Below are 21276 nucleotides of genomic sequence, written 5' to 3'. Positions count from 1 at the left end.
TCAATTCGACTACTGCTGATTCTCCTGCTCGGTGAACAGATCGCTGAACAGCATGCTCGACAGATAGCGCTCACCGGAGTCCGGCAAAATCACCACGATGGTCTTGCCCTGCATTTCAGGCTTCTCGGCTAAACGCACTGCCACGGCCATGGCCGCGCCGCAAGAGATACCGCACAAAATCCCTTCTTCCTGCATCAGGCGCAGCGCCATGGCCTTGGACTCGTCGTCAGTGACCTGCTCCACCCGGTCGACCATCGACAGATCGAGGTTCTTCGGCACGAAACCGGCGCCAATCCCCTGAATCTTGTGTGGGCTCGGCTTGATCTCTTCACCCGCCAGCGCCTGGCTGATGACCGGCGAAGACACCGGCTCCACTGCCACCGACAGAATCGGTTTGCCCTGGGTATTCTTGATATACCGCGAAACGCCAGTGATGGTTCCGCCGGTCCCGACGCCAGCGACCAGCACATCGACGGCGCCATCGGTGTCGTTCCAGATTTCCGGGCCGGTGGTTTTTTCGTGGATCGCCGGGTTGGCCGGGTTATCGAACTGCGACGGCATGAAGTATTTGCCGGTGTCGCTGGCAACAATTTCGGCAGCCTTCTCGATCGCGCCTTTCATGCCCTTGGCCGGTTCGGTCAGGACCAGCTCTGCGCCGAGGGCCTTGAGCACCTTGCGCCGCTCGATACTCATTGATGCCGGCATGGTCAGCATCAATTTGTAACCACGGGCGGCGGCGACGAAGGCCAGACCGATGCCGGTATTGCCCGACGTCGGTTCGACGATGGTCATGCCCGGCTTGAGTTTGCCGCTGCTTTCGGCGTCCCAGATCATGTTCGCGCCGATCCGGCACTTGACCGAATAACCGGGGTTGCGCCCCTCGATCTTGGCCAGGATGGTCACGCCGCGCGGCGCGATGCGGTTGATCTGCACCAGCGGCGTGTTGCCGATGGAATGGGCGTTGTCAGCGAAAATACGGCTCATGGCTGGGTCCTTATGCAGCGTTGAATTCAGCCTTTCAAGGTATGCCTGTTGCCGGGCGCAGTCCAGTCGGGTCGAACGTCTGCGCCGCGCCACAGTCAATCGCTTACATCGTTCGGGAATTGTTGCCATGAAGCGTCGTTATAGCTGGCCAATAGGGATTTTTGCCGTCGTGGTTGTGCTGCTGATCGCCCTGCACATCGCCCTGCCCTACGTGGTGCGCGATTACCTGAACGGCAAACTGGCCGACATGGGTGACTACCGCGGCCAGGTGACCGACGTCGATCTGGCCCTGTGGCGCGGCGCCTACCGGATCAACGGCCTGAAGATCGTCAAGGTCGACGGCAAGGTGCCGGTGCCGTTCGTCAACGCGCCCGTGATCGATCTGGCGGTCAGCTGGCATTCGCTGTGGTACGACCATGCCGTGGTGGCGCAGGTGCAATTCTTCAATCCCGAGATCAACTTCGTCGATGGCGGCCCCAACAAGCAGAACTCGCAGACTGGTAAAGGCACCGACTGGCGGGCGCAACTGGGCAAGTTGCTGCCGATCACTCTCGACGAGGTGCAGATCCACGACGGCAAGATCACTTTCCGCAATTTCAACTCCAAACCGCCGGTCAACATGAACGCCAGCAACGTCGAGGCGAGCATCTACAACCTGACCAACGTGGTCGACAAACAGGGCAAGCGCGATGCCCGCTTCGAAGGCAAGGCCAAGCTGCTCGGCCACGCACCACTGGAAACCACGGCCACTTTCGATCCGCTGAGCAATTTCGAGGACTTCCAGTTCCGCCTGCGCGCCCGCGACATCGAACTCAAGAGCATGAACGACTTTGCCTCAGCCTACGGCAAGTTCGATTTCAACGCCGGCCATGGCGACGTCGTCATCGAAGCCCAGGCGAAAAAAGCCCAGGTCACTGGCTACATCAAACCGCTGCTGCGCGACGTCGAAGTGTTCAACTGGCAGCAGGACGTGGAGAACAAGGACAAGAGCATCTTCCGCTCCGTCTGGGAGGCGATCGTCGGCGGCACGGAAACCGTGCTGAAGAACCAGGCCAAAAACCAGTTCGCCACCAAGGTCGAACTCAGTGGCAACGTGCATCAGCAAAACATCAGCGCGTTCGAAGCGTTTTTGCAGATTTTGCGCAATGGCTTTATTCAGGCTTTCAATGCGCGGTATGAGCGGCCTAAGCCGGATGCGGGCTAATTCTTACGATTAACGACATATCGACCAGATTCTTCAGCCGCCAGCGTGGACTTTTGCTGCAATGAGTCCCAACCAAGACAAGCCAAGGCTAATGACCTTGGCACCGCCTCCCGCCCATTACTGTATCGGCTGATGCTGCGGGCACTGACACCCAGCGCCTCGGCTGCCTGATTCAGTGAGAGTCCGGTACGTGCACGCCAATCGATGAAAATCCGAGTGTTTTCATCGACAGTGTTTTGGGCCAGCGCATCCATATAAAGCGTGTCTGCGCCAATCTGTATATCGGGCTCAAGCCATTCGACCGTCCAGCCATTGTCGTCAAGGGTCGCAGCCGCAAACACTTCGGGATCAAGCAATGGTTGCAGACCTGGATAAGCGTGGATGTCTCGGCTCAGGTCAAGGGTCAGATCCTGACCATCAATAAAGGTCAGTTTCAATCGAAAACCTGACAGTGCCTGCACAGCCGTCAGACGAGGCCTTTTCATGGGTAACATCGTTTCCAGTCCTCCAGCAGTTGCGCTTGATGAGCCGCAACCCAAGCCAGCGCTTCCTTGATAATCAGCGGCGGTGCCTTGCCCGTCATGACTTCGACGGTTTCAAGGCTCAGCATCACGTCCACTCCGCCACCGATCAAGTGGACATGGGGTGGCGGGTGATCCTTCTCACGTAACTGAATGCGGTATTTGTCGAGAAATCGGTATTGAGTCGTCATGCCCGACAGGCTATCGCCAAATCGGCGATACCTGAATACTGGCCTCTGGCCGAAACCGAGTCAACATGTGACGCCCCATTCAGAGACTGAATAAGCCGTCTGCGTTCACAGTCGACCGGGCTGCGCGTTATAGTCGGGGCATCCGATTTTTTCGCCCCCGCCCTGCCCGTGCAGGTCGGCGTTACCGTTCGAGGATTAGCAGATGAAGTTCGAAGGCACCCAGGCCTACGTCGCCACCGATGACCTGAAGCTGGCGGTCAATGCCGCCATCACCCTGGAGCGGCCACTGCTGGTCAAGGGCGAACCGGGCACCGGCAAGACCATGCTCGCCGAGCAACTGGCCGAATCGTTCGGCGCCAAGCTGATCACCTGGCACATCAAGTCCACCACCAAGGCCCATCAGGGTCTGTACGAGTACGATGCGGTCAGCCGTCTGCGCGACTCGCAACTGGGCAACGAAAAAGTCCACGACGTGCGCAACTACCTGAAGAAGGGCAAGCTGTGGGAGGCTTTCGAGTCCGAAGAACGGGTGATTCTGCTGATCGACGAAATCGACAAGGCCGACATCGAGTTCCCCAACGACTTGCTGCAAGAACTCGACAAGATGGAGTTCTACGTTTACGAGATCGACGAGACCATCAAGGCCAAGAAACGCCCGATCATCATCATTACCTCGAACAACGAGAAAGAGCTGCCGGACGCCTTCCTGCGCCGTTGCTTCTTCCACTACATCGCCTTCCCCGACCGTAACACTCTGCAGAAAATCGTCGACGTGCACTACCCGGACATCAAGAAGGATCTGGTCAGCGAAGCGCTGGACGTGTTCTTCGACGTGCGCAAGGTGCCGGGCCTGAAGAAGAAGCCGTCGACCTCCGAATTGGTCGACTGGCTGAAGCTGCTGATGGCCGACAACATTGGCGAAGCAGTGCTGCGCGAGCGCGATCCGACCAAGGCCATTCCGCCATTGGCCGGTGCGCTGGTGAAGAACGAACAGGATGTGCAGTTGCTTGAGCGCCTGGCGTTCATGAGCCGTCGCGGTTCTCGCTAAGAGGCTGATGCCATGTTGCTCAACCTGTTCAATGAAATGCGTGCAGCCAAGGTGCCAGTGTCGGTGCGCGAGCTGCTCGACCTGATCAACGCGCTGAAACAGCGCGTGACCTTCGCCGACATGGACGAGTTCTATTACTTGTCGCGGGCGATTCTGGTCAAGGACGAACGGCATTTCGATAAGTTCGACCGCGCGTTTGGCGCCTACTTCAACGGCCTGGAAAAACTCGACGATCACTTGCAGGCGCTGATTCCCGAAGACTGGTTGCGCAAGGAATTCGAGCGCTCGCTGACCGACGAGGAACGGGCGCAGATCCAGTCCCTCGGTGGCCTGGACAAGCTGATCGAAGAGTTCAAGAAGCGCCTCGAAGAACAAAAGGAACGCCACGCCGGCGGCAACAAATGGATCGGCACCGGCGGCACCAGTCCGTTCGGCTCCGGCGGCTTCAACCCGGAAGGCATCCGCGTCGGCGATGCCGGCAAGCGTCAGGGCAAAGCGGTCAAGGTCTGGGATCAGCGCGAGTACAAGAACCTCGACGATTCGGTGGAGCTGGGTACGCGCAACATCAAGGTCGCCCTGCGTCGTCTGCGCAAATTTGCCCGTCAGGGTGCGGCTGAAGAGCTGGACATCGACGGCACCATCGACCACACCGCCAAGGACGCCGGCCTGCTGAATATCCAGATGCGTCCGGAGCGGCGCAACACGGTGAAGCTGTTGCTCCTGTTCGACATCGGCGGCTCGATGGACGCGCACGTGAAGATCTGCGAGGAACTGTTCTCGGCCTGCAAGACCGAGTTCAAGCATCTGGAGTACTTCTACTTCCACAACTTCATTTATGAGTCGGTGTGGAAGAACAACATGCGCCGCACGTCCGAGCGCTTCTCGACGCAGGATTTGCTGCACAAGTATGGCGCCGACTACAAAGTGATCTTCATCGGTGACGCCGCCATGGCGCCCTACGAAATCACCCAGGCCGGCGGCAGCGTCGAGCACTGGAACGAAGAGCCGGGCTACCTTTGGATGCAGCGGTTCATGGAGAAGTACAAGAAGCTCATCTGGATCAATCCGTATCCGAAGGACACCTGGGGCTACACCTCGTCGACCAATATCGTGCGCGATTTGATCGAGGATCAGATGTATCCGCTGACGTTGCGTGGGCTTGAGGAAGGGATGCGATTTCTGTCCAAGTAATCTTTGTTGTCAGTGATGCCCTCTTCGCGAGCAGGCTCGCTCCCACAGGTGAAATGCATTCCAATGTGGGAGCGAGCCTGCTCGCGAAGCCCTTAGCTAATTATGAAACGCTGCAAATACTCGACATGCTCGCGATATGCGACTTCCTGCACCACCGGCCTCAATCGCACCTGCGCCCCCGGCAAACACTGCGCCAGTCGCGCCAGCGCCAACGGCGTCAACGCTCCCAAGCGCGGATAGCCACCAATCGTCTGCCGATCATTGAGCAGCACAATCGGCTGTCCATCCGGCGGCACCTGCACCGCACCCAGCGGAATACCCTCGGAAATCATCGGCCGGCCCTGATACTGCAAGGCCTTGCCCAACAGTCGAATGCCCATGCGATCAGCGCGACTGTCGAGCGTCCACGGACTGTTGAACACATCGAACAGACTCTGCCCGCTGAACTGGCCGATCTGTGCGCCAAGCACCAGATCCAGCGGCGCGTTGAGGCGCAGATCAGGTCGATGCGCCAGCGGCACTTCACGCACCTGCAAAACCGCACCGCGATAACTCAACGTCGCGCCCTTGGTCAGCGGTAACCCCATACCATCCAATCCACCGAGTTTTTCGCGCACCACCGTAGCACTGCTGCCCAGCACCTGCGGCGCGTCGAAACCACCGGGCGCCGCCAGGTAAGCCCGGGCACCGAGCAGCGGTTGAGTGAACTTCAATGTCTGGCCTTTGCCCAGTTTGAAACTGCGCCACGGCGCCAGCGCCTGCCCATCGATCTGCGCACCAAGATCAGCGCCGGCCAGCGCCAGCAGGCAATCCTCCTGCGCCACCACGGCAAACCCGCCGAGGGTGATTTCGATCACCGGCAGATCCAGCGCATTACCGAGCAACCAATTGCCCCAACTCATCGAACTCCAATCCGCTGCGCCGCCCTGGGTCACACCCAAATGGCGCACGCCGAAGCGCCCGGCGTCCTGCAACAGGCACAGCGGCGTGCTGGCTTCAATCGTCAGTCGGCTCATGCCAGCGCCTCCAGTGGCGTGTCATCGCCGCCCAGGTTGACGAACTCGGCGTGGCTCACCGCTTCGAAACGCACGGTGTCGCCGGGTTGCATCAGGCTGTAGCCGTCGCGATGGCGGTCGAACAGTTTCGCCGGGGTGCGGCCGATCAGGTTCCAACCGCCGGGGGACACCACCGGATAAGCCGCGGTCTGCCGTTCGGCGATACCGACGCTGCCGGCCGCAACTTTTTTGCGCGGGGTGTCCAGACGTGGCGCTGCCAGCACCTCTTCCACCAGCCCCATGAAGGCGAATCCCGGGGCGAAGCCGAGGGCAAACACCTGATATTCACGCGCGCTGTGACGGCGGATCACCTCCTCCACCGCCAACCCGCTGCGCTGCGCCAGCAGGCTCAGTTCGGGGCCGACACTCAGGTCGTACCAGACCGGCAACACATGGCACTGGCCGCCGGTGCGCGCATTTGGCGACAGGTCGATCAAGGCTTCTGCGATCAATTCACGCGCCTGACTCGGGCTCAGCGCGGTCAGATCGTAATGCACCATCAACGTGGTGTAGGACGGCACCAAGTCGATCAACTGCGCGCCAAACACCGCGCGCAAGCGCTCACTGGCGGCGAGCATCCACGGCATGTTGGATTCGGCAATTTCATCGAACAGGCGCAGCATCAGGCAGTCGAGGGCCACCGCTTCAATCCGTGGACTCATGGCGCGCTCTGCTGATTCAGGGCCTCGCGAATGCGCTGCACGGCGGCCACCGAACTGGTGTTGTCGCCATGCACGCACAAGGTGTTGGCCTGCAGGTGCAGCGCGCTGCCGTCGCTGGCGACGAGCTCGCCGCCACGGGCGATGGTCAGCGCCTGTTCGATGATTTTTTCTGCTTCGTGATGCACTGCGCCCGGCAGTTGCCGCGAGACCAGTCGACCTGCACTGTCGTAGGCGCGATCAGCGAAGGCTTCGAACCACAGGGTCACGCCGTATTCGTCACCGAGCTGCTGCGCCGCCGAATTGTCGCGGGTGGCCATCAGCATCAGCGGCAACGTGCGATCGTAAGCCGCCACAGCTTGAATCACCGCCCGCAATTGCGCCGGGTTGGCCATCATGTCGTTGTACATCGCGCCGTGGGGTTTGACGTAACTGACTCGCCCGCCCTGCGCCTTGCAGATGCCGTCGAGCGCGCCGATCTGGTAATGCAGGATGTCTTGCAGTTCCTGGGCGGAATAGGCCATGGAGCGCCGGCCGAAACCGACCAGATCCTGATAGGCCGGGTGCGCGCCGATCTGCACGCCGTGGCTCAGGGCCAGGCTGACGGTCTTGCGCATGATGCTCGGGTCACCGGCATGGAAGCCGCAGGCCACGTTGGCGCAGTCGATGAAGGGCATGACCTCGGCGTCCAGACCCATGGTCCAGCTGCCGAAACTCTCGCCGATATCACAATTCAATAGCAGGCGGCTCACGGTGAACACTCCTGTAGCTTCTGGTCTTTTTATCTGTAGGACGCTTGCCCGGCAGGTTATCAGTTACTGCGCATCCAGTTGCTTGCCACGGGTCTCCGGCAGGCTCAGTGCGGCGAGAATCACCACGCCGTAGGACACTGCAGCAAACGCGCCGATCCCAACGCTCAACGGCACCTTCTGGCTGAGCAAGCCGATCAGCAGCGGAAACAAAGCCGCCAGCGCCCGACCGATGTTGTAGCAGAAGCCCTGCCCCGAGCCGCGAATTCGCGTTGGAAACAGCTCGGTGAGAAACGCGCCCATGCCGCTGAAAATTCCCGAAGCGAAGAAGCCCAGCGGAAAGCCCAGCCACAGCATCACCCCGTTGCTGACCGGCATCTGCGTGTACAGCAGAACGATGGTGAACGAGCCGACCGCAAACAGGATGAAGTTCTTTTTACGCCCGAGAAGATCAGTGAGATAAGCGCTGATCACATAGCCGACGTAAGAACCAACGATCACCATCGCCAGATACCCGCCAGTGCCGAGCACGCTCAAACCGCGTTCGTTCTTGAGGAAGGTTGGCAGCCACGAAGTGATCGCGTAGTAACCGCCGAGCGCACCGGTAGTCAGCAGTGACGCACGGAACGTGGTGAACAGCATGCCCGGGGCGAAGATCTCGTAGAACTTCGCCGGATTCTGCGGGGTTTGCGCCGCCTTGGCTTCGCGATAGATCTCCGGGTCTTTCACCAGCCGCCGGACGAAGATCACGAAAATCGCCGGGACGATGCCGAGGATGAACAGCGCACGCCACGCGTCTTCCGGCGGCAACACCGAGAACAGCAGCGCATACAGAATCGCCGTCAATCCCCAGCCCAAGGCCCAACCGCTCTGCACCATACCCACCGCTTTACCGCGATCCTTGGCGCGGATCACTTCACCGATCAACACCGCGCCGGCGGTCCATTCGCCACCGAAACCGAAGCCCATCAGGGTGCGGGCGATCAGCAGCTGTTCGTAGTTCTGCGCGAAACCGCAGAGGAACGTGAAGAAGGCGAACCACAGCACCGTCAGTTGCAGGGTGCGCACGCGGCCAATGCGGTCGGAGAGAATCCCCGCCACCCAGCCGCCGATGGCCGAGGCGATCAGGGTGCTGGTGTGAATCAGCCCGGCCTGTCCGGTGGTGATGCCCCACATGGCGATCAGGGTCGGTACCACGAAGCTGAGCATCTGCGTGTCCATGCCATCCAGGCCATAGCCGATCTTGCAGCTCCAGAAGGTGCGACGCTCTTGCTGATTGATGTTGCGATACCAGTCGAACGGGCCGGGGCGGGCCGTGTTCTTGGGGAGGTCGAGGGTGTCGGGCGCACGCATGGCAAGTCTCCGCAGGCTTTTATTGGTCTTGTTCGAAGTTCCGACGACGCCTATCGTGGGAACCGGATGCGCCGATTTTTCGTCGCCCGGCCCTGTTGCGTCCAACGAATAAAAACCCGCCTTAGGCATAAGAAAAATTTGTCACCCGAGCCGTTGCCATGAACCTGAAGTTTCTCGAGACCTTTGTCTGGGTCGCCCGGCTGAAGAGTTTTCGCCTGACCGCCGACAAGCTGTTCACCACCCAGGCGTCGATTTCCAGCCGCATCGCAGTGCTCGAAGGCGAGCTGGGGGTGAAGCTGTTTCTGCGCGATTCACGCGGCGTCAGCCTGACACCCGAAGGCCTGAAGGTGCTGGATTATGCCGAGCAGATGCTTGATACGATGTCGGCGCTGAAGCAATCGATCGAGACCCGTTCAAGCAAGGTCGGACGGGTGCGCATCGGCGTGATGGACACGGTGATCCACACCTGGCTCAGCCCGTTGGTCGCGCAGATGACCGATCTGTATCCGCGGGTGGAAATCGAGCTGGTGGCGGATACCTCGCTTAACCTCTGCGATCAGCTGCAAAAAGGCTTTCTCGACATCGTTCTGCAAACCGATCTGGTGCGCCACGAAAGCGTGCGCAGCCTCGAGCTGGCCAGCCATCCGCTGGGCTGGATCGTTGCGAGCAATTCGATCTACAACCGTGACTACGCGGACCTCGGTGAACTGGCGCAGGAACGGATCATCACCTACTCGAAAAACTCCCGACCGCATCAGGATCTGCTGGCATTGATGCAGGCCAACGGTGTGCTGGCGCCGCGCCTGAACTGCGTGAATTCGGTGTCGGCGATTACCCGGCTGTTGCGTGATGGTTTTGGGATTGGCGTGCTGCCACCGGTGCTGGTGGCCGAGGAACTGGCGCGGGGTGAACTGACCTTGCTCGACATCGACCAACGCCCGCCGAATCTGCAGGTGGTGGTGTCGTGGCGAGTTGGCGTGCAGTGGGTCGAGGAGATGGTGACGTTGTGTCAGCAGGTGCTGGCGGGGTATGCGCGCAAGGTCGGTGAAAAGTACATCACCCTCACTCAGTAATCACACCTGTGGTGAGGGGATTTATCCCCGATGGGCTGCGCAGCAGTCCTGAAACCTGAGCAATCAGGTTGATCTGACACACCATTGAGGGCCGCTTCGCGCCCCATCGGGGATAAATCCCCTCGCCACGGGGTTTGGCCAGCCTTACAAGCCGCGCACGTCGCGGTCTTCGATCGGCCGGCTCTGGCGCAAACGCCGGCCGCCGAGCACCACCCAGTCAATCAGACGAATCAGGCACTCGATGCCGAACGACAGCAGCAACGCGCCGCTCATGCCCCAGATCATCGCTTCCGGAGTCAGCAGGATCTGGTAGCTGTAGCCGTTCCAGGTTTCCTTGCGAATGTCCGGGTCGGCGGCCAGCACCACTTGCAGAAAGCGGATGTACCACGGCCCCTGCATCGCCTGGAACTGTTTATCCAGCGCCAACTGCCGGTTGAGCAAAGTGCTCAGGCTGTCGGCATCGCTGCGAAACACCGGGTCGTCACTGGCGCGGTAATGCGCGACCAGCGCCTGCAAGTCGCCCTTGAAAAACTGCTCGGCGGTGCCCTGAAAACCGCGCAGACCGGTCTGCGCTTCGATCAGATGGGCTTCGACGCGTTTGGCGTAATCGTTGATGAAACCCGGCACCTGGACACCGATCAACAGGCCCGCCGCAAACAACACCAGCCGTAGATAACTGAGCAACATCGGGGAGAGATCCTTTATTCGGTCGTGCCCTGGCTGACGCATTCGCCGCGTCGCCACAGGCTCCATTGGCCCGGTTGGTAACGGGTCCAGGTTTCGTTTTCGGTCAAAGGCTCGGTGGCGATCACCGTGACCACGTCGTTAGGCGTGGTTTCCGCCTGGAAATCGACGATCACATCGACATCCTTGAGCCGCGCCGGGCCGAACGGTGCGCGCCGGGTGATCTGTGCCAGTTTGGTCGAGCAATAGCAGAACAGCCAGTCGCCGTCGCTGAGCAGGCAGTTGAACACGCCTTTGCTGCGGTATTCGGCACATGCAGCGACCAGATCCGGCAGCAGTACTTCTATATCGACCGGTTCCGGGAATGCTGCACGCACGCGGTTGAGCAAATCGCAGAACGCCGCTTCGCTGTCGGTATCGCCCACCGGGCGGTAGAAACTCTTGATCGGGGTGAAATCGGCGAGCTGGCCGTTGTGCGCAAAACACCAGTTGCGCCCCCACAGTTCGCGGACGAACGGGTGAGTGTTGGACAGGCAGACCTTGCCGACGTTGGCCTGGCGGATGTGGCCGATGACCACTTCGCTCTTGATCGGATAGCGCTGCACCAGATTGGCGACTTCCGATTCGCTGCTCGCGGCCGGGTCCTGAAACAGGCGCAAGCCACGACCTTCATAGAAGGCGATGCCCCAGCCGTCGCGGTGCGGGCCGGTACGCCCGCCGCGCTGCATCAGGCCGGTGAAGCTGAACACGATATCGGTCGGCACGTTGGCACTCATGCCCAGTAGTTCACACATGTGCTGACTCTCGTGATTACAGACGCGGCTCGACGCGCATGCGCTGCGGATTGTTCGGCAATGGCGGGCGACCGTAACGGTCATCACCGGCAGCGCCGAACGGCTGATCGTCGTCGCGATCATCGGCACGCGCCGCCGCTTTGGCCGCCTCGGCCTGCTCGCGGCGGGCGCGCGAGGCGCGTTCGATCGGGAAGCGGATCAGCACGAAAATCAGGTAGATGCCGAACGCAATCATGCCGTACATGAACAGATCGGAAATCGCCCGCCAGGCGTTGTTGCCGACCTTGAAGGCCAGGTCCAGCGCGGTGATGGCGATCGACGGTGCAACCTTGGCTTTCACCGGGTCAATGATGGTCGGGCTGAACAGCAACACTGCCATCAGCACCCGCAGCGGCTCGCGCAGCCAGCGCCACATCCAGCGGGTCAGGCGCATCCATACCAACAGGCAGCCCACAGCGGCAAAGGCGTAGAGGCCCCAGGCGATCAGATAGTCGTTCTCGGTCATGGTGTCCATGGCAAGGCAGGCAAAGAGGCGCTTATAGTAACGACTTTTCGCCCGTCAGGCTTGTCCCAATGCCAGACGGCCCGCAGCATACCCTGTGGGAGCGAGCCTGCTCGCGAAAGCGCCGGGTCAGTGAAACAAATGTCATCTGACAGAACGCTTTCGCGAGCAGGCTCGCTCCCACAGGGGCTGAGGCGGTTTCAACAACCGCGAACACCATTATTCCGAATACTGTCCGAGAGCCTTCCATGCCCGAATCCGCCCACGTCACCCGCGCCCCGATCGCCCGCAAGGCGGCCGGTGCCGACCCGTATGCCTGGCTGCAGGAACGCGACACCGACGCGGTGCTCGACTACCTCAAGGCCGAAAATGCCTATCAGGAAGCGCAAACCGCCGATCAGGCCGGCCTGCGCGAGAGCCTGTTCGAAGAGATCAAGGGCCGGATCCTCGAAACCGACCTGTCCCTGCCCTCGCCATGGGGCCCGTATCTGTATTACACGCGCACCACGGCGGGTGACGAGTACGCCCGCCATTACCGTTGCCCGCGTCCGGCCGACGACAGCCTGACCCTCGACGAAAGCCGCGAGCAACTGCTGCTCGACCCGAACGTTTTGGCCAACGGCGGCTTCTTCTCGCTCGGCGCGTTCAGCATCAGCCCGGATCACCAGCGTCTGGCCTACAGCGTCGACGCCTCGGGCGACGAGATCTACACGCTGTTCGTCAAGGAGCTGGCCAATGACAAGGTCAGCGAGCTGGAATTCGAAGACTGCGACGGCAGCATGACCTGGGCCAACGACAGCCTGACGCTGTTCTTCGGTGTGCTCGACGACACCCATCGCCCGCACAAACTGTTTCGCTATCGCCTCGACGGCACCGCCGCCGAAGAGGTGTTCCACGAGCCGGACGGGCGTTTCTTCCTGCATTGCTACCGCTCCAGTTCCGAGCAGCAATTGCTGCTGACCCTGGGCAGCAAGACCACCAGCGAAGTCTGGGCGCTGGACGCGCATCAGCCGCACCTGCCCTTCACTTGCCTGGCGCCACGGGTCGAGGATCACGAATACGACGTCGACCACGGCGCACTGGATGGCGTATGGACCTGGTTCATCCGCACCAACCGTGACGGCATCAATTTCGCCCTGTATCAGGCGCCGGACACCGGTGTGGTACCGAGCGAAGCCGACTGGCAGAACCTGATCCCGCACAGCGACACGGTGATGCTCGACGGCGTGACGCTGAACACCGCGGCCATGACCCTGAGCCTGCGCGAAGGCAGTCTGCCGATCATCGAAGTTCATCCACAAGGCCAGACACCGTATCGCGTGCAATTGCCGGACGCGGCCTACAGCCTCTATGTGCAGAACAGCCTGGAGTTCGAGAGCGACCGCATCCGTCTGCGTTACGAGGCGCTGAATCGTCCGGCGCAGGTGCGCCAATTGCTGCTGGCCAGCGGCGAGCAAACCGTCCTGAAAGAAACCCCGGTGCTCGGCCCGTTCGACGCCGACGCCTACGTCAGCCAACGCCTGTGGGCCACCGCGCCGGACGGCACGCAGGTGCCGATCAGTCTGGTGATGAAACGCGAAATGGTCGGCAAACCAGTGCCGCTCTACCTGTACGGTTATGGCGCCTACGGTTCCAGCCTCGACCCGTGGTTCTCCCACGCACGCCTGAGCCTGCTGGATCGCGGCATGGCCTTCGCCATCGCCCACGTGCGTGGCGGTGGTGAGCTGGGCGAGGCGTGGTATCGCGCCGGCAAACAGGAACACAAGCACAACACCTTCAGCGACTTCATTGCCTGCGCCGAATTCCTGATCCTCAACGGCATCACCACCGCCGAGAAACTGGCGATCAGCGGCGGCAGCGCTGGCGGCCTGTTGATTGGCGCGGTGCTCAATCAGCGCCCGGACCTGTTCGGCGTGGCGATTGCCGAAGTGCCGTTCGTCGACGTGCTCAACACCATGCTCGACCCGGACTTGCCGTTGACCGTCACCGAGTACGACGAGTGGGGCAACCCTGAAGAGCCGGAGGTCTACGAGCGGATCAAGGCGTACGCGCCGTACGAAAATGTCACAGCGCAGGATTACCCGGCAACCCTGGTCATCGCCGGCTACAACGACAGCCGCGTGCAGTACTGGGAAGCGGCCAAGTGGGTGGCGAAACTGCGCGCGACCAAGACCGACGACAACCTGCTGCTGCTCAAGACCGAACTCGACGCCGGGCATGGCGGAATGAGCGGGCGTTATCAGGGATTACGTGACGTAGCGCTCGAATATGCATTTGTGTTCAAGGTTTTGGGCCTGGCCTGAGGAACTCCGTCGGTCACTTGGGTCTTAACTCCAGACCCAAGGGGCCGATACATCACAGATCCCTGTAGGAGTGAGCCTGCTCGCGATAGCGGTGTATCAGTCACCGGTGATGTGAATGACAGACCGCTATCGCGAGCAGGCTCACTCCTACAAGGGTCCGTGTAGTGCCTTGAAAATGTGAAAACAATAAAGACCGCAATGACATGTCAGAACCCACCCTGCTGAACAACGAAATTCGCGACTGGCTGATGGACTGTGGCCTGTTCGATCAATTGCAACTGGCGGACTTTGCCGCGGCCTCGGGCTACTTCAGCATCAGCACCGTGGCCGAAGGCGAGGCGATTTTCCGCGAGGGCGATGCCGGCAGTTTCATGTGCATCCTCCACACCGGCCAGGTCGCGGTGCAGAAGACTGGCCCCGACGGCCAGGTCATCACCATGGCCACCCTGCGCAGCGGGCGGGCGTTCGGGGAAATGGCGGTGCTCGATGGTGAGCGCCGTTCGGCCACCTGCATCGCCGCGAGCAACTGCCAACTGCTGAACCTGGGCAAGGACTCGCTGGAAAAAATGCTCAACGACGCGCCGAAGATCGCCGCGAAAATCATCCGCGCCCTTGCCGTGTCACTCTCCAAACGTTTGCGCATGGCCGACGGCCAACTGGCGGCGCAACAGGTTTAACCGCCGGGGGATTTGACCTTGGTGCCGCTCGGCTCGATGCCCGGCACCGGTTGATCCTTGCTCGGCGGGCTGGGCATTTCGATCGGCACCAGCGGCGGGCTACCACTGCCGGCACCGGCCTTCGGTGCGCTGATCGGGGTGATTTGCGGATACGGGGTCGGCGTGGCGGTTCCCGGCGAGCCGGGTTGCGGCGTCGGGCTGACCGGAATGGTCTGCTGCGCCTGCACTGCAGTAATCGAGAGCGCGGCCAGGGCAATGACCGTTAGAATGGTGCGCTTCATCAAGGGCTCCGTTTGGCCTTTAGTCTGCGCTCAGGCTACTCCCAACGGGCCTGCTTGCCTTCCCCCTTGTAGAGATTTCCATGAAACGTTTCGTTCTGCTCGACACCACGCCGATCCCTGACAACGGTGGCGCCCTGTGCCTGTTCGAGTATGGCGAGGATTTCGTCATCAAGATCCAGGGTGGCGACGGCGGGCAATTGATGAACACCCGCATGCACGGTTCCGAAGATGCACTGGCCGAGATCCCTTGCCGCAAGGTCGCCGGCCGGCCGAATTCGCGGGTGTTGATCGGCGGTTTGGGCATGGGGTTCACCCTTGCCTCGGCGCTCAAACATCTGGGCAAGGGTGCCGAAGTGGTGGTCGCCGAACTGGTGCCCGGTGTGGTCGAGTGGAATCGCGGGCCGCTCGGGGAAAAATCCGGGCGACCGTTGCTCGACCCGCGCACAGTGATCCGTCAGGACGACGTGGCCAGGGTCCTGCAAAGCGAGCCGAACGGCTTCGACGCAATCATGCTCGACGTCGACAACGGCCCCGAAGGCCTGACCCAGAAGGCCAACAGCTGGCTGTACTCCGCCGCTGGCCTCAACGCCTGCGCCAAGGCCCTGCGGCCCAAAGGTGTGCTGGCGGTGTGGTCGGCCAGTGCTGACCGGCAGTTTTCCGACAAATTGAAGAAGGCCGGGTTCAAGGCCGAAGAAGTCCAGGTCTTCGCCCACGGCAACAAGGGCACCCGCCACACGATCTGGATTGCCGAGAAGCTCAAGGGCTGAGCTAAACTCTGCACATAACCGTCATTAGTCTTTTACAAAGGTGAACCCATGAGTTCGTCCACCCCGACCAACACGTCGAAGCTCAATCGCATCCTTGCCGACAACCAGCGCGACAAGGAAATGGGCTACCGCGACAAGGCCCTGAAGATGTATCCGCACGTCTGCGGCCGCTGCGCCCGTGAGTTCTCCGGCAAGCGTCTGAGCGAACTGACCGTGCACCACCGCGATCACAACCACGACAACAACCCGCAGGATGGCTCGAACTGGGAACTGTTGTGCCTGTATTGCCACGACAACGAACACTCGCGGTACACCGACCAGCAATATTTCGGCGACGGCTCGCTGAGCACACCGAAAATCGCCAAGGCGACGCATAACCCGTTTGCCGCCCTCGCCGGGTTGATGAAAAAAGAAGATTAAAGTTCTTCATTGGCCCGACTGGCCCCTTCGCGAGCAAGCTCGCTCCCACACTGGATCGGTGTCATACACAAAACCACTGTGGGAGCGAGCTTGCTCGCGAAGGCGGCCGTTCGGGCACCGATAATCCGAGGTCTGACCACAACCGCCCAATCCCCGTATAATCGCCCTCTTTTTCCCGAAGGCACCCCGCTCGTGGCAGACAAACGTTACAGCTGCATTGGTTTGTACAACCCCAAATCACCGGAGAACGTCGGTTCGGTGATGCGCGCCGCAGGCTGTTACGGCGTGGCGTCGGTGTTCTACACCGGCAAGCGCTATGAGCGCGCCGCCGATTTCGTCACCGACACCAAGCGCGTGCACTACGACATTCCGCTGATCGGCATCGACGACCTGAAAAAGATCCTCCCGCTCAACTGCGTCCCGGTCGCCGTGGAACTGGTCGAGGGCGCCCGCCCGTTGCCCGAATACACCCACCCGGATCGTGCGCTGTACATCTTCGGCCCGGAAGACGGCTCGCTGGATAAAGAGATCCGCGACTGGTGCGAAGACGTCGTGTACATCCCGACCACCGGCTGCATGAATCTGGCAGCCACGGTCAACGTCGTGCTCTACGACCGCATGGCCAAGGGCCTGAATACCCGCTCCGGGCCGAAATTCCGCTGAAACGTCGCACATCCGATGGAACGAGCCGGCCGCTGCGGCAGTCAGCTTATCTATCTATTGCACATTGCCTGGGAGACAGATCATGACCGAACTCAAACGCGTCCAACGTATCGATTCCACCCCGTTCCAGAGCCCGACCGAGCAGAACGTCCAGGGCTGGGAGCGCATCGGCTCGCTGGCCGGTGGCGTCATCATGGTCGGCAAAGGCCTGCGCCGTGGCGGCGTGTTCGGTCTGATTCAGGTGGCGATTGGCGGCGTGGCGATGGCCCGTGGCATCACCGGGCACAGCTCGGTGAAAAGCCTGCTGGAGAAAAGCCGTGAGGACATGAATAACGTGCGGGCGAAGATCGAACGGGCCGGGGAAGAACTGAGCCAGCTCAAGGCCAATGCCGAAGCGGCGACCAGCACCGCGACAGTGACCGGCAATGATTCGGTGAAATCGCCGAAGGCTGGGGTTTGAGCCTGAATTTTCGGTGAGGCTTCTGGCCTCTTCGCGAGCAAGCCCGCTCCCACATTGAAAGCTGGAATGCGATCAAAAGTGGGAGCGGGCTTGCTCGCGAAGGCGGTATTACTGAAGTAATGCGCTATCGAGGACTTTGGAAGACTCGCCCAGAACACTCTCGGCCAGTTGCACAAACTCCTTGGTACTCACCGTCCCCAGATGCATCGCCCCGCGCAACACATCATCCAGCGAACGTTTGTTGCGCGTCTTCAAGCGAATCTCGCGATCCAGTTCCTGCAAGACAATCACCGCTTTTGCAAGCTGCGCCGCACTGATCTGTTCGCCGCGCAGGGTCGTGACTTTCTGACTGTCCTTGGTCAACTTCGCCTGCAACGCCTGATAGCGCTCATCGCTCATGCCCCCGGCACGCCGCAGCAGTTCGATCGCGTAGTACTCGGCAAAGCCTTCGCTGATCCAGTCACTGCGCTGCTCGTCATTGATGCGCCCGAACACCTGCGCCAGCTCACGTACCAGCGCACTGCTGCCGCTCTCGCTGACCAGTGGCAACCGCGTGTTCACGTAAATGGACTCATGTGCGCCGAGGCTGCCGCGCCACATCGGGTCGTTGGCGCCGACGATCAGCAGTTTTTTCGGATGCCGGGGATAGACTGCTTGCACCTGCGGCCAGACGAACGTCAGCAGCGTCAGCACATCCAAGCGACGCATGCCCTGCCCTTGCGGTGAGGCCACGGTGACTTCGGTTTCGCCCAGGCGGGTGCGGCGGCTGCCAAGGTGACCGGCGAGCATCCAGCCGGTCGGGCGGTCGAACAGGCGTGAGGGGTTGTCGATGCGGAATTTGTTCTTGCCGATGCGTGGCCAGGCGGTTTCGACGCTTTTCCAGCCTTCAGGCAATTCGAATTGCAGGCGCGCGACCAGTTCGGTGCCGTCCTGTTGATCGAGCGTTGCAGGGGGCACCAATTCGTCGCCGCGCATCAACGCCCAACTCGGGGTCATGCGCGTGTCGAACGTGCCGTTCTTGCGACCGTGGCTGATGCGTACGCGGTAAGTCAGGCTGGCCTTTTCGCTCGCGGGCCGCCACACGCCACGGGCCAACTTGCCCGGGGTCAGCAGCCACTGGCCGTCGGCCTTGAAGTCGCTGTAATGGCTGCCATCGCCAAGGTCAAAGTCGAGGCTGCGCACCGCTTCGCCTTTGGCCAGGGTCAGGCGTACTTCGGCCTGATCGCTTTGCGGCAGCAGACGCACGTGGTAATCCAGATCGACTTTCTTTGCCGCCCACACTGGTGCGCTTAGCGCCAGCAGGCCGATCAGCGATGCCCGCAGCAATCCCCCAGCCATACACACTCCTTGTTGAATCCTGGAAACCCTTGGTGCTTAACCAGCCCGGAAAATCAGGTGATCTTCCCAGTCGTCCTCCGGCACACTGCCTTCGGCGAGCATGCGCCCGGACTGGGAAATCCGTTCGTGGTGCACCGCGTCACGATCGCCGCACACCAGGTGGTGCCACAACGGCAGATCCTTGCCTTCGCTGACCAGACGATAACCGCAGGTCGGCGGCAGCCATTTGAATTCTTCAGCCTGGCCCGGAGTGAGCTGGATACAGTCCGGGACAAACTTGATGCGATTCGGGTAGTCGCTGCACTGGCAGGTCTTCAGGTCCAGCAGTTTGCAGGCGATGCGCGTGTAATAAACGCTGTTGTCTTCTTCATCTTCGAGTTTCTGCAGGCAGCACAGACCGCAGCCGTCGCACAGCGATTCCCATTCCTCGTGATCCAGTTGCTCGAGGGTTTTGCGTTTCCAGAACGGTTCGACTATGGCGGCCATGGTTCAAGCATCAACATCAGGTGGTGAAAAGGCCGCCAGTCTAGTGCCCAAGGTCTTGCGGGCCAAGCGCTGGCGACTGTCGGTAAATCGCGCTTGTCAGCCGAATCGCCGCCCAGTAGGGTTTTGCCACGAATTCATGACTCAAACACAGCAAGGAATCTTTCGATGAGTGCCAACCCTCGCGTCGCCGATTACGCCATTCACCCGCAGTTCACCGACCGCTGGTCGCCCCGCGCCTTCACCGGCGAAGCGATCCCGGAAGAAACCCTGCTGAGCTTTTTCGAAGCCGCACGCTGGGCGCCGTCGGCCTACAACTCGCAGCCATGGCGCTTTCTGTATGCGCGCCGTGACACGCCGAACTGGGAACGCTTCCTGGGTCTGCTGAATGAATTCAACCGCAGCTGGGCGCAACACGCTTCGGCGCTGGTGATCGTGATTTCGAAAACCACCTTCACCGCACCCGGTGCCAGCGAAGAGTCCCCGGCGCTGTGGCACACCTTCGACACCGGCTCGGCCTGGGGCCACCTGGCGCTGCAAGCGAGCATCAGCGGCTGGCACACCCACGGCATGGCCGGTTTCGATCAGGAGCTGACCCGCAAGGAGCTGAATATTCCTGAAGGTTATGCGCTGCATGCGGCGGTCGCTGTCGGCAAGCTGGGTGACAAGGCGACCCTGGCCGAATACCTGCAGGCTCGTGAAATGCCGAGCCCGCGTCGCCCGCTGAGCGAGCTGGTGGCGGAAGGCGACTTCACCCTCTAAGCCAGCACAAAAACAAATGTGGGAGCGAGCCTGCTCGCGAAAGCGGTGTGTCAGACAACGATGATGTTGGCTGACACTCCCCCTTCGCGAGCAGGCTCGCTCCCACAGTTTACTCGGCGAACATTCAGTAACCGCGGTTGAAATCCACTTCCCCGCGCAACGCTTCTCCCGCTTGATACGCCTTCAGGTTTTCGACGAACAACTGCACCATCAACGCCGGCGACGTCGGTGCCGAACTGTGCCCGGTCAGCAGCAGGCCCCAGGCGGTCCAGAACGGATGGCGTTGCGGCAACGGCTCCTGACGGCAGACGTCGATCACCGCGCCCGCCAGATGCCCTTCCTTCAGGGCTTCCACCAGATCCGCATCAACCACCGCCACGCCGCGCCCAACGTTGATGAACAACCCGGTCGGCTTGAATTGCTTGAACAGCGCCGCGTCGTAAATGTCGTGGGTGTGCTCGGTATTCGGCAGCAGATTGACCACGTAATCGACCGCGCCCACCAGCTGTGGCAGATCCGCCATCGAGCCGACTTCGACGAACGGCGCCTGCTCGCGCGCGCTGCTGGCGATGCCGTACAGCTCGACGCCAAACGGCAGCAGAAACTGCGCCACGCTCTGGCCGATATCGCCGGTGCCGACGATCAACACCTTGCGCCCGACCAGACTCTGGCCGGTGCGGTTGTCCCACTTGCGCTCGACCTGGCTGACCAGGCGCGCCAGAACTTCACGCTCGTGGCCAAGCATGTAGGTCAGCACGTATTCGGCCATCACCTGACCGAAGATTCCCACCGCGCGGGTCAGGCGATAATCGCGGCGCAAGCCGTCAGCGAGCAGCGGCGTGATGCCGGCCCAAGTCGATTGCAGCCATTGCGGCTGATGGCCCTGACGCAGCAGGGTCGCCAGCAGATCCGGCTGCCCCAGCCACACCGGGCAATCGGCCGCCTGCCGGGCCAGTTCGGCGGAGTCGCCACTGGTCAGTACTTCAAGCTCGGGGGCCGCCTGACGCAGCAGCCGGGCGTACACCGCGTGGTCGTGTTCAGCAATCAGAACGCGCATCTTCAAACCTTTCGCAAACCGTGCAGGCAACCGCCGAAGGAGTCGCGCTCCTTCGTG

25 protein-coding genes are annotated in these 21276 nt (G+C 61.2%); 11 read left to right on the top strand and 14 right to left on the bottom strand.

Features of this window, described 5'->3' with window-relative positions; translation table 11 throughout:
- Positions 1–9: 9 nt before the first annotated feature.
- Positions 10–984: a cysteine synthase A gene (gene cysK, locus ACM6I7_RS24130; protein ID WP_041070300.1), complete on the bottom strand. Its 975-nt coding sequence runs from the start codon at positions 982–984 to the stop codon at positions 10–12.
- 127 nt (positions 985–1111) lie between these two features.
- Between cysK and ACM6I7_RS24125 the strand changes: the two genes are divergently transcribed.
- Entirely contained in the window at positions 1112–2188 is a 1077-nt protein-coding gene (locus ACM6I7_RS24125; protein WP_115988004.1) for a DUF748 domain-containing protein, read from the top strand.
- Here the strand turns inward: ACM6I7_RS24125 and ACM6I7_RS24120 are convergent.
- Together ACM6I7_RS24120 and ACM6I7_RS24115 are read right to left on the bottom strand one after the other, a co-directional pair.
- Positions 2185–2682, bottom strand: coding sequence for a helix-turn-helix domain-containing protein (locus tag ACM6I7_RS24120; RefSeq protein ID WP_041070304.1), 498 nt, complete (start codon positions 2680–2682; stop codon positions 2185–2187). The two genes, ACM6I7_RS24125 and ACM6I7_RS24120, sit on opposite strands and share 4 nt — an antisense overlap.
- A complete protein-coding gene (locus tag ACM6I7_RS24115) occupies positions 2670–2900 on the bottom strand; it encodes a DUF4160 domain-containing protein (protein WP_336840987.1) in 231 nt (76 codons plus the stop codon). The genes ACM6I7_RS24120 and ACM6I7_RS24115 overlap by 13 nt, the downstream gene beginning before the upstream one ends.
- A 202-nt stretch (positions 2901–3102) precedes the next feature.
- Between ACM6I7_RS24115 and ACM6I7_RS24110 the strand changes: the two genes are divergently transcribed.
- Both ACM6I7_RS24110 and ACM6I7_RS24105 read left to right on the top strand, forming a co-directional pair.
- Positions 3103–3948: an AAA family ATPase gene (locus ACM6I7_RS24110; protein WP_098967703.1), complete on the top strand. Its 846-nt coding sequence runs from the start codon at positions 3103–3105 to the stop codon at positions 3946–3948.
- A 12-nt stretch (positions 3949–3960) separates the two neighbouring features.
- A complete protein-coding gene (locus ACM6I7_RS24105) occupies positions 3961–5139 on the top strand; it encodes a vWA domain-containing protein (protein WP_027614532.1) in 1179 nt (392 codons plus the stop codon).
- 92 nt (positions 5140–5231) lie between these two features.
- Here the strand turns inward: ACM6I7_RS24105 and ACM6I7_RS24100 are convergent, their stop codons facing one another.
- The 4 genes from ACM6I7_RS24100 to ACM6I7_RS24085 form a co-directional block, all read right to left on the bottom strand.
- Positions 5232–6155, bottom strand: a complete 924-nt coding sequence (locus ACM6I7_RS24100) for a biotin-dependent carboxyltransferase family protein (RefSeq protein ID WP_414889403.1) — start codon at positions 6153–6155, stop codon at positions 5232–5234.
- Entirely contained in the window at positions 6152–6856 is a 705-nt protein-coding gene (locus ACM6I7_RS24095; RefSeq protein WP_414889402.1) for a 5-oxoprolinase subunit B family protein, read from the bottom strand. The genes ACM6I7_RS24100 and ACM6I7_RS24095 overlap by 4 nt, the downstream gene beginning before the upstream one ends.
- Entirely contained in the window at positions 6853–7605 is a 753-nt protein-coding gene (locus tag ACM6I7_RS24090; protein ID WP_414889401.1) for a 5-oxoprolinase subunit PxpA, read from the bottom strand. Before ACM6I7_RS24090 ends, ACM6I7_RS24095 begins: the two co-directional genes overlap by 4 nt.
- A gap of 63 nt (positions 7606–7668) precedes the next feature.
- Entirely contained in the window at positions 7669–8955 is a 1287-nt protein-coding gene (locus ACM6I7_RS24085) for an MFS transporter (RefSeq protein WP_096796615.1), read from the bottom strand.
- Positions 8956–9113: 158 nt separating this feature from the next.
- Between ACM6I7_RS24085 and ACM6I7_RS24080 the strand changes: the two genes are divergently transcribed.
- Positions 9114–10028 carry a LysR family transcriptional regulator gene (locus ACM6I7_RS24080; protein WP_414889399.1) on the top strand — a complete coding sequence of 305 codons (915 nt, stop codon included), beginning with the start codon at positions 9114–9116 and terminating at the stop codon, positions 10026–10028.
- A gap of 144 nt (positions 10029–10172) precedes the next feature.
- Here the strand turns inward: ACM6I7_RS24080 and ACM6I7_RS24075 are convergent, their stop codons facing one another.
- Genes ACM6I7_RS24075 through ACM6I7_RS24065 form a run of 3 tightly spaced genes read right to left on the bottom strand, consistent with a single transcriptional unit; the run spans position 10173 to position 12020 of the window.
- Entirely contained in the window at positions 10173–10715 is a 543-nt protein-coding gene (locus tag ACM6I7_RS24075; protein WP_096796613.1) for a DUF2937 family protein, read from the bottom strand.
- A gap of 14 nt (positions 10716–10729) precedes the next feature.
- On the bottom strand, positions 10730–11506 hold the full coding sequence (locus ACM6I7_RS24070) for a class II glutamine amidotransferase (RefSeq protein ID WP_007969599.1): 777 nt from the start codon (positions 11504–11506) through the stop codon (positions 10730–10732).
- Between the two features lie 16 nt (positions 11507–11522).
- Positions 11523–12020: an MFS transporter gene (locus ACM6I7_RS24065; RefSeq protein WP_086791999.1), complete on the bottom strand. Its 498-nt coding sequence runs from the start codon at positions 12018–12020 to the stop codon at positions 11523–11525.
- Between the two features lie 236 nt (positions 12021–12256).
- Between ACM6I7_RS24065 and ACM6I7_RS24060 the strand changes: the two genes are divergently transcribed.
- Both ACM6I7_RS24060 and ACM6I7_RS24055 read left to right on the top strand, forming a co-directional pair.
- Positions 12257–14311, top strand: coding sequence for a S9 family peptidase (locus tag ACM6I7_RS24060; RefSeq protein WP_414889398.1), 2055 nt, complete (start codon positions 12257–12259; stop codon positions 14309–14311).
- A 203-nt stretch (positions 14312–14514) separates the two neighbouring features.
- Entirely contained in the window at positions 14515–14988 is a 474-nt protein-coding gene (locus tag ACM6I7_RS24055; RefSeq protein WP_007969596.1) for a cyclic nucleotide-binding domain-containing protein, read from the top strand.
- Here the strand turns inward: ACM6I7_RS24055 and ACM6I7_RS24050 are convergent.
- Positions 14985–15269 carry a hypothetical protein gene (locus ACM6I7_RS24050; protein WP_003222617.1) on the bottom strand — a complete coding sequence of 95 codons (285 nt, stop codon included), beginning with the start codon at positions 15267–15269 and terminating at the stop codon, positions 14985–14987. The genes ACM6I7_RS24055 and ACM6I7_RS24050 overlap by 4 nt on opposite strands.
- An 80-nt stretch (positions 15270–15349) precedes the next feature.
- Between ACM6I7_RS24050 and ACM6I7_RS24045 the strand changes: the two genes are divergently transcribed.
- The 4 genes from ACM6I7_RS24045 to ACM6I7_RS24030 all read left to right on the top strand — a co-directional run bounded on the left by ACM6I7_RS24045 (position 15350) and on the right by ACM6I7_RS24030 (position 17579).
- Positions 15350–16036: a spermidine synthase gene (locus tag ACM6I7_RS24045; RefSeq protein ID WP_098967690.1), complete on the top strand. Its 687-nt coding sequence runs from the start codon at positions 15350–15352 to the stop codon at positions 16034–16036.
- Positions 16037–16084: 48 nt separating this feature from the next.
- Positions 16085–16456, top strand: coding sequence for a YajD family HNH nuclease (locus ACM6I7_RS24040; protein ID WP_401062972.1), 372 nt, complete (start codon positions 16085–16087; stop codon positions 16454–16456).
- Positions 16457–16648: 192 nt separating this feature from the next.
- Positions 16649–17119, top strand: a complete 471-nt coding sequence (locus ACM6I7_RS24035) for an RNA methyltransferase (protein ID WP_007911337.1) — start codon at positions 16649–16651, stop codon at positions 17117–17119.
- An 82-nt stretch (positions 17120–17201) separates the two neighbouring features.
- Complete coding sequence (locus tag ACM6I7_RS24030) at positions 17202–17579, top strand: DUF2892 domain-containing protein (protein WP_096796610.1); 378 nt, start codon at positions 17202–17204, stop codon at positions 17577–17579.
- 108 nt (positions 17580–17687) lie between these two features.
- On the opposite strand, the gene ACM6I7_RS24025 is transcribed toward ACM6I7_RS24030, so the two are convergent.
- The gene (locus ACM6I7_RS24025; protein WP_414889396.1) at positions 17688–18917 is read right to left on the bottom strand and encodes a hypothetical protein; all 1230 of its coding nucleotides are present in this window, start codon (positions 18915–18917) and stop codon (positions 17688–17690) included.
- 36 nt (positions 18918–18953) lie between these two features.
- Positions 18954–19403, bottom strand: a complete 450-nt coding sequence (locus tag ACM6I7_RS24020) for a YcgN family cysteine cluster protein (RefSeq protein WP_098967686.1) — start codon at positions 19401–19403, stop codon at positions 18954–18956.
- A gap of 165 nt (positions 19404–19568) precedes the next feature.
- Here ACM6I7_RS24020 and ACM6I7_RS24015 point away from each other — a divergent pair, with 165 nt between their 5' ends.
- Positions 19569–20162, top strand: coding sequence for a nitroreductase family protein (locus tag ACM6I7_RS24015; protein ID WP_414889393.1), 594 nt, complete (start codon positions 19569–19571; stop codon positions 20160–20162).
- 124 nt (positions 20163–20286) lie between these two features.
- On the opposite strand, the gene ACM6I7_RS24010 is transcribed toward ACM6I7_RS24015, so the two are convergent.
- Positions 20287–21219 carry a D-2-hydroxyacid dehydrogenase gene (locus tag ACM6I7_RS24010; protein WP_414889392.1) on the bottom strand — a complete coding sequence of 311 codons (933 nt, stop codon included), beginning with the start codon at positions 21217–21219 and terminating at the stop codon, positions 20287–20289.
- Between the last annotated feature and the right edge of the window lie 57 nt (positions 21220–21276).

Source organism: Pseudomonas sp. IT-93MI4, from assembly GCF_949767635.1.
GTDB classification, from domain to species: Bacteria; Pseudomonadota; Gammaproteobacteria; order Pseudomonadales; family Pseudomonadaceae; genus Aquipseudomonas; species Aquipseudomonas putida_A.
Note: the sequence above shows the minus strand (reverse complement) of the source record. Positions and strands in the feature narration are given on the sequence as shown.

Coding starts and splice junctions, on each gene's coding strand:
- ACM6I7_RS24015 (WP_414889393.1), top strand. CDS start 19,569: ATGAGTGCCAACCCTCGCGTCGCCGATTACGCCATTCACCCGCAGTTC.
- ACM6I7_RS24070 (WP_007969599.1), bottom strand. CDS start 11,506: ATGTGTGAACTACTGGGCATGAGTGCCAACGTGCCGACCGATATCGTG.
- cysK (WP_041070300.1), bottom strand. CDS start 984: ATGAGCCGTATTTTCGCTGACAACGCCCATTCCATCGGCAACACGCCG.
- ACM6I7_RS24075 (WP_096796613.1), bottom strand. CDS start 10,715: ATGTTGCTCAGTTATCTACGGCTGGTGTTGTTTGCGGCGGGCCTGTTG.
- ACM6I7_RS24025 (WP_414889396.1), bottom strand. CDS start 18,917: ATGGCTGGGGGATTGCTGCGGGCATCGCTGATCGGCCTGCTGGCGCTA.
- ACM6I7_RS24055 (WP_007969596.1), top strand. CDS start 14,515: ATGTCAGAACCCACCCTGCTGAACAACGAAATTCGCGACTGGCTGATG.
- ACM6I7_RS24125 (WP_115988004.1), top strand. CDS start 1,112: ATGAAGCGTCGTTATAGCTGGCCAATAGGGATTTTTGCCGTCGTGGTT.
- ACM6I7_RS24010 (WP_414889392.1), bottom strand. CDS start 21,219: ATGCGCGTTCTGATTGCTGAACACGACCACGCGGTGTACGCCCGGCTG.
- ACM6I7_RS24065 (WP_086791999.1), bottom strand. CDS start 12,020: ATGGACACCATGACCGAGAACGACTATCTGATCGCCTGGGGCCTCTAC.
- ACM6I7_RS24030 (WP_096796610.1), top strand. CDS start 17,202: ATGACCGAACTCAAACGCGTCCAACGTATCGATTCCACCCCGTTCCAG.
- ACM6I7_RS24115 (WP_336840987.1), bottom strand. CDS start 2,900: ATGACGACTCAATACCGATTTCTCGACAAATACCGCATTCAGTTACGT.
- ACM6I7_RS24095 (WP_414889402.1), bottom strand. CDS start 6,856: ATGAGTCCACGGATTGAAGCGGTGGCCCTCGACTGCCTGATGCTGCGC.
- ACM6I7_RS24060 (WP_414889398.1), top strand. CDS start 12,257: ATGCCCGAATCCGCCCACGTCACCCGCGCCCCGATCGCCCGCAAGGCG.
- ACM6I7_RS24110 (WP_098967703.1), top strand. CDS start 3,103: ATGAAGTTCGAAGGCACCCAGGCCTACGTCGCCACCGATGACCTGAAG.
- ACM6I7_RS24040 (WP_401062972.1), top strand. CDS start 16,085: ATGAGTTCGTCCACCCCGACCAACACGTCGAAGCTCAATCGCATCCTT.
- ACM6I7_RS24085 (WP_096796615.1), bottom strand. CDS start 8,955: ATGCGTGCGCCCGACACCCTCGACCTCCCCAAGAACACGGCCCGCCCC.
- ACM6I7_RS24045 (WP_098967690.1), top strand. CDS start 15,350: ATGAAACGTTTCGTTCTGCTCGACACCACGCCGATCCCTGACAACGGT.
- ACM6I7_RS24100 (WP_414889403.1), bottom strand. CDS start 6,155: ATGAGCCGACTGACGATTGAAGCCAGCACGCCGCTGTGCCTGTTGCAG.
- ACM6I7_RS24050 (WP_003222617.1), bottom strand. CDS start 15,269: ATGAAGCGCACCATTCTAACGGTCATTGCCCTGGCCGCGCTCTCGATT.
- ACM6I7_RS24120 (WP_041070304.1), bottom strand. CDS start 2,682: ATGTTACCCATGAAAAGGCCTCGTCTGACGGCTGTGCAGGCACTGTCA.
- ACM6I7_RS24020 (WP_098967686.1), bottom strand. CDS start 19,403: ATGGCCGCCATAGTCGAACCGTTCTGGAAACGCAAAACCCTCGAGCAA.
- ACM6I7_RS24080 (WP_414889399.1), top strand. CDS start 9,114: ATGAACCTGAAGTTTCTCGAGACCTTTGTCTGGGTCGCCCGGCTGAAG.
- ACM6I7_RS24105 (WP_027614532.1), top strand. CDS start 3,961: ATGTTGCTCAACCTGTTCAATGAAATGCGTGCAGCCAAGGTGCCAGTG.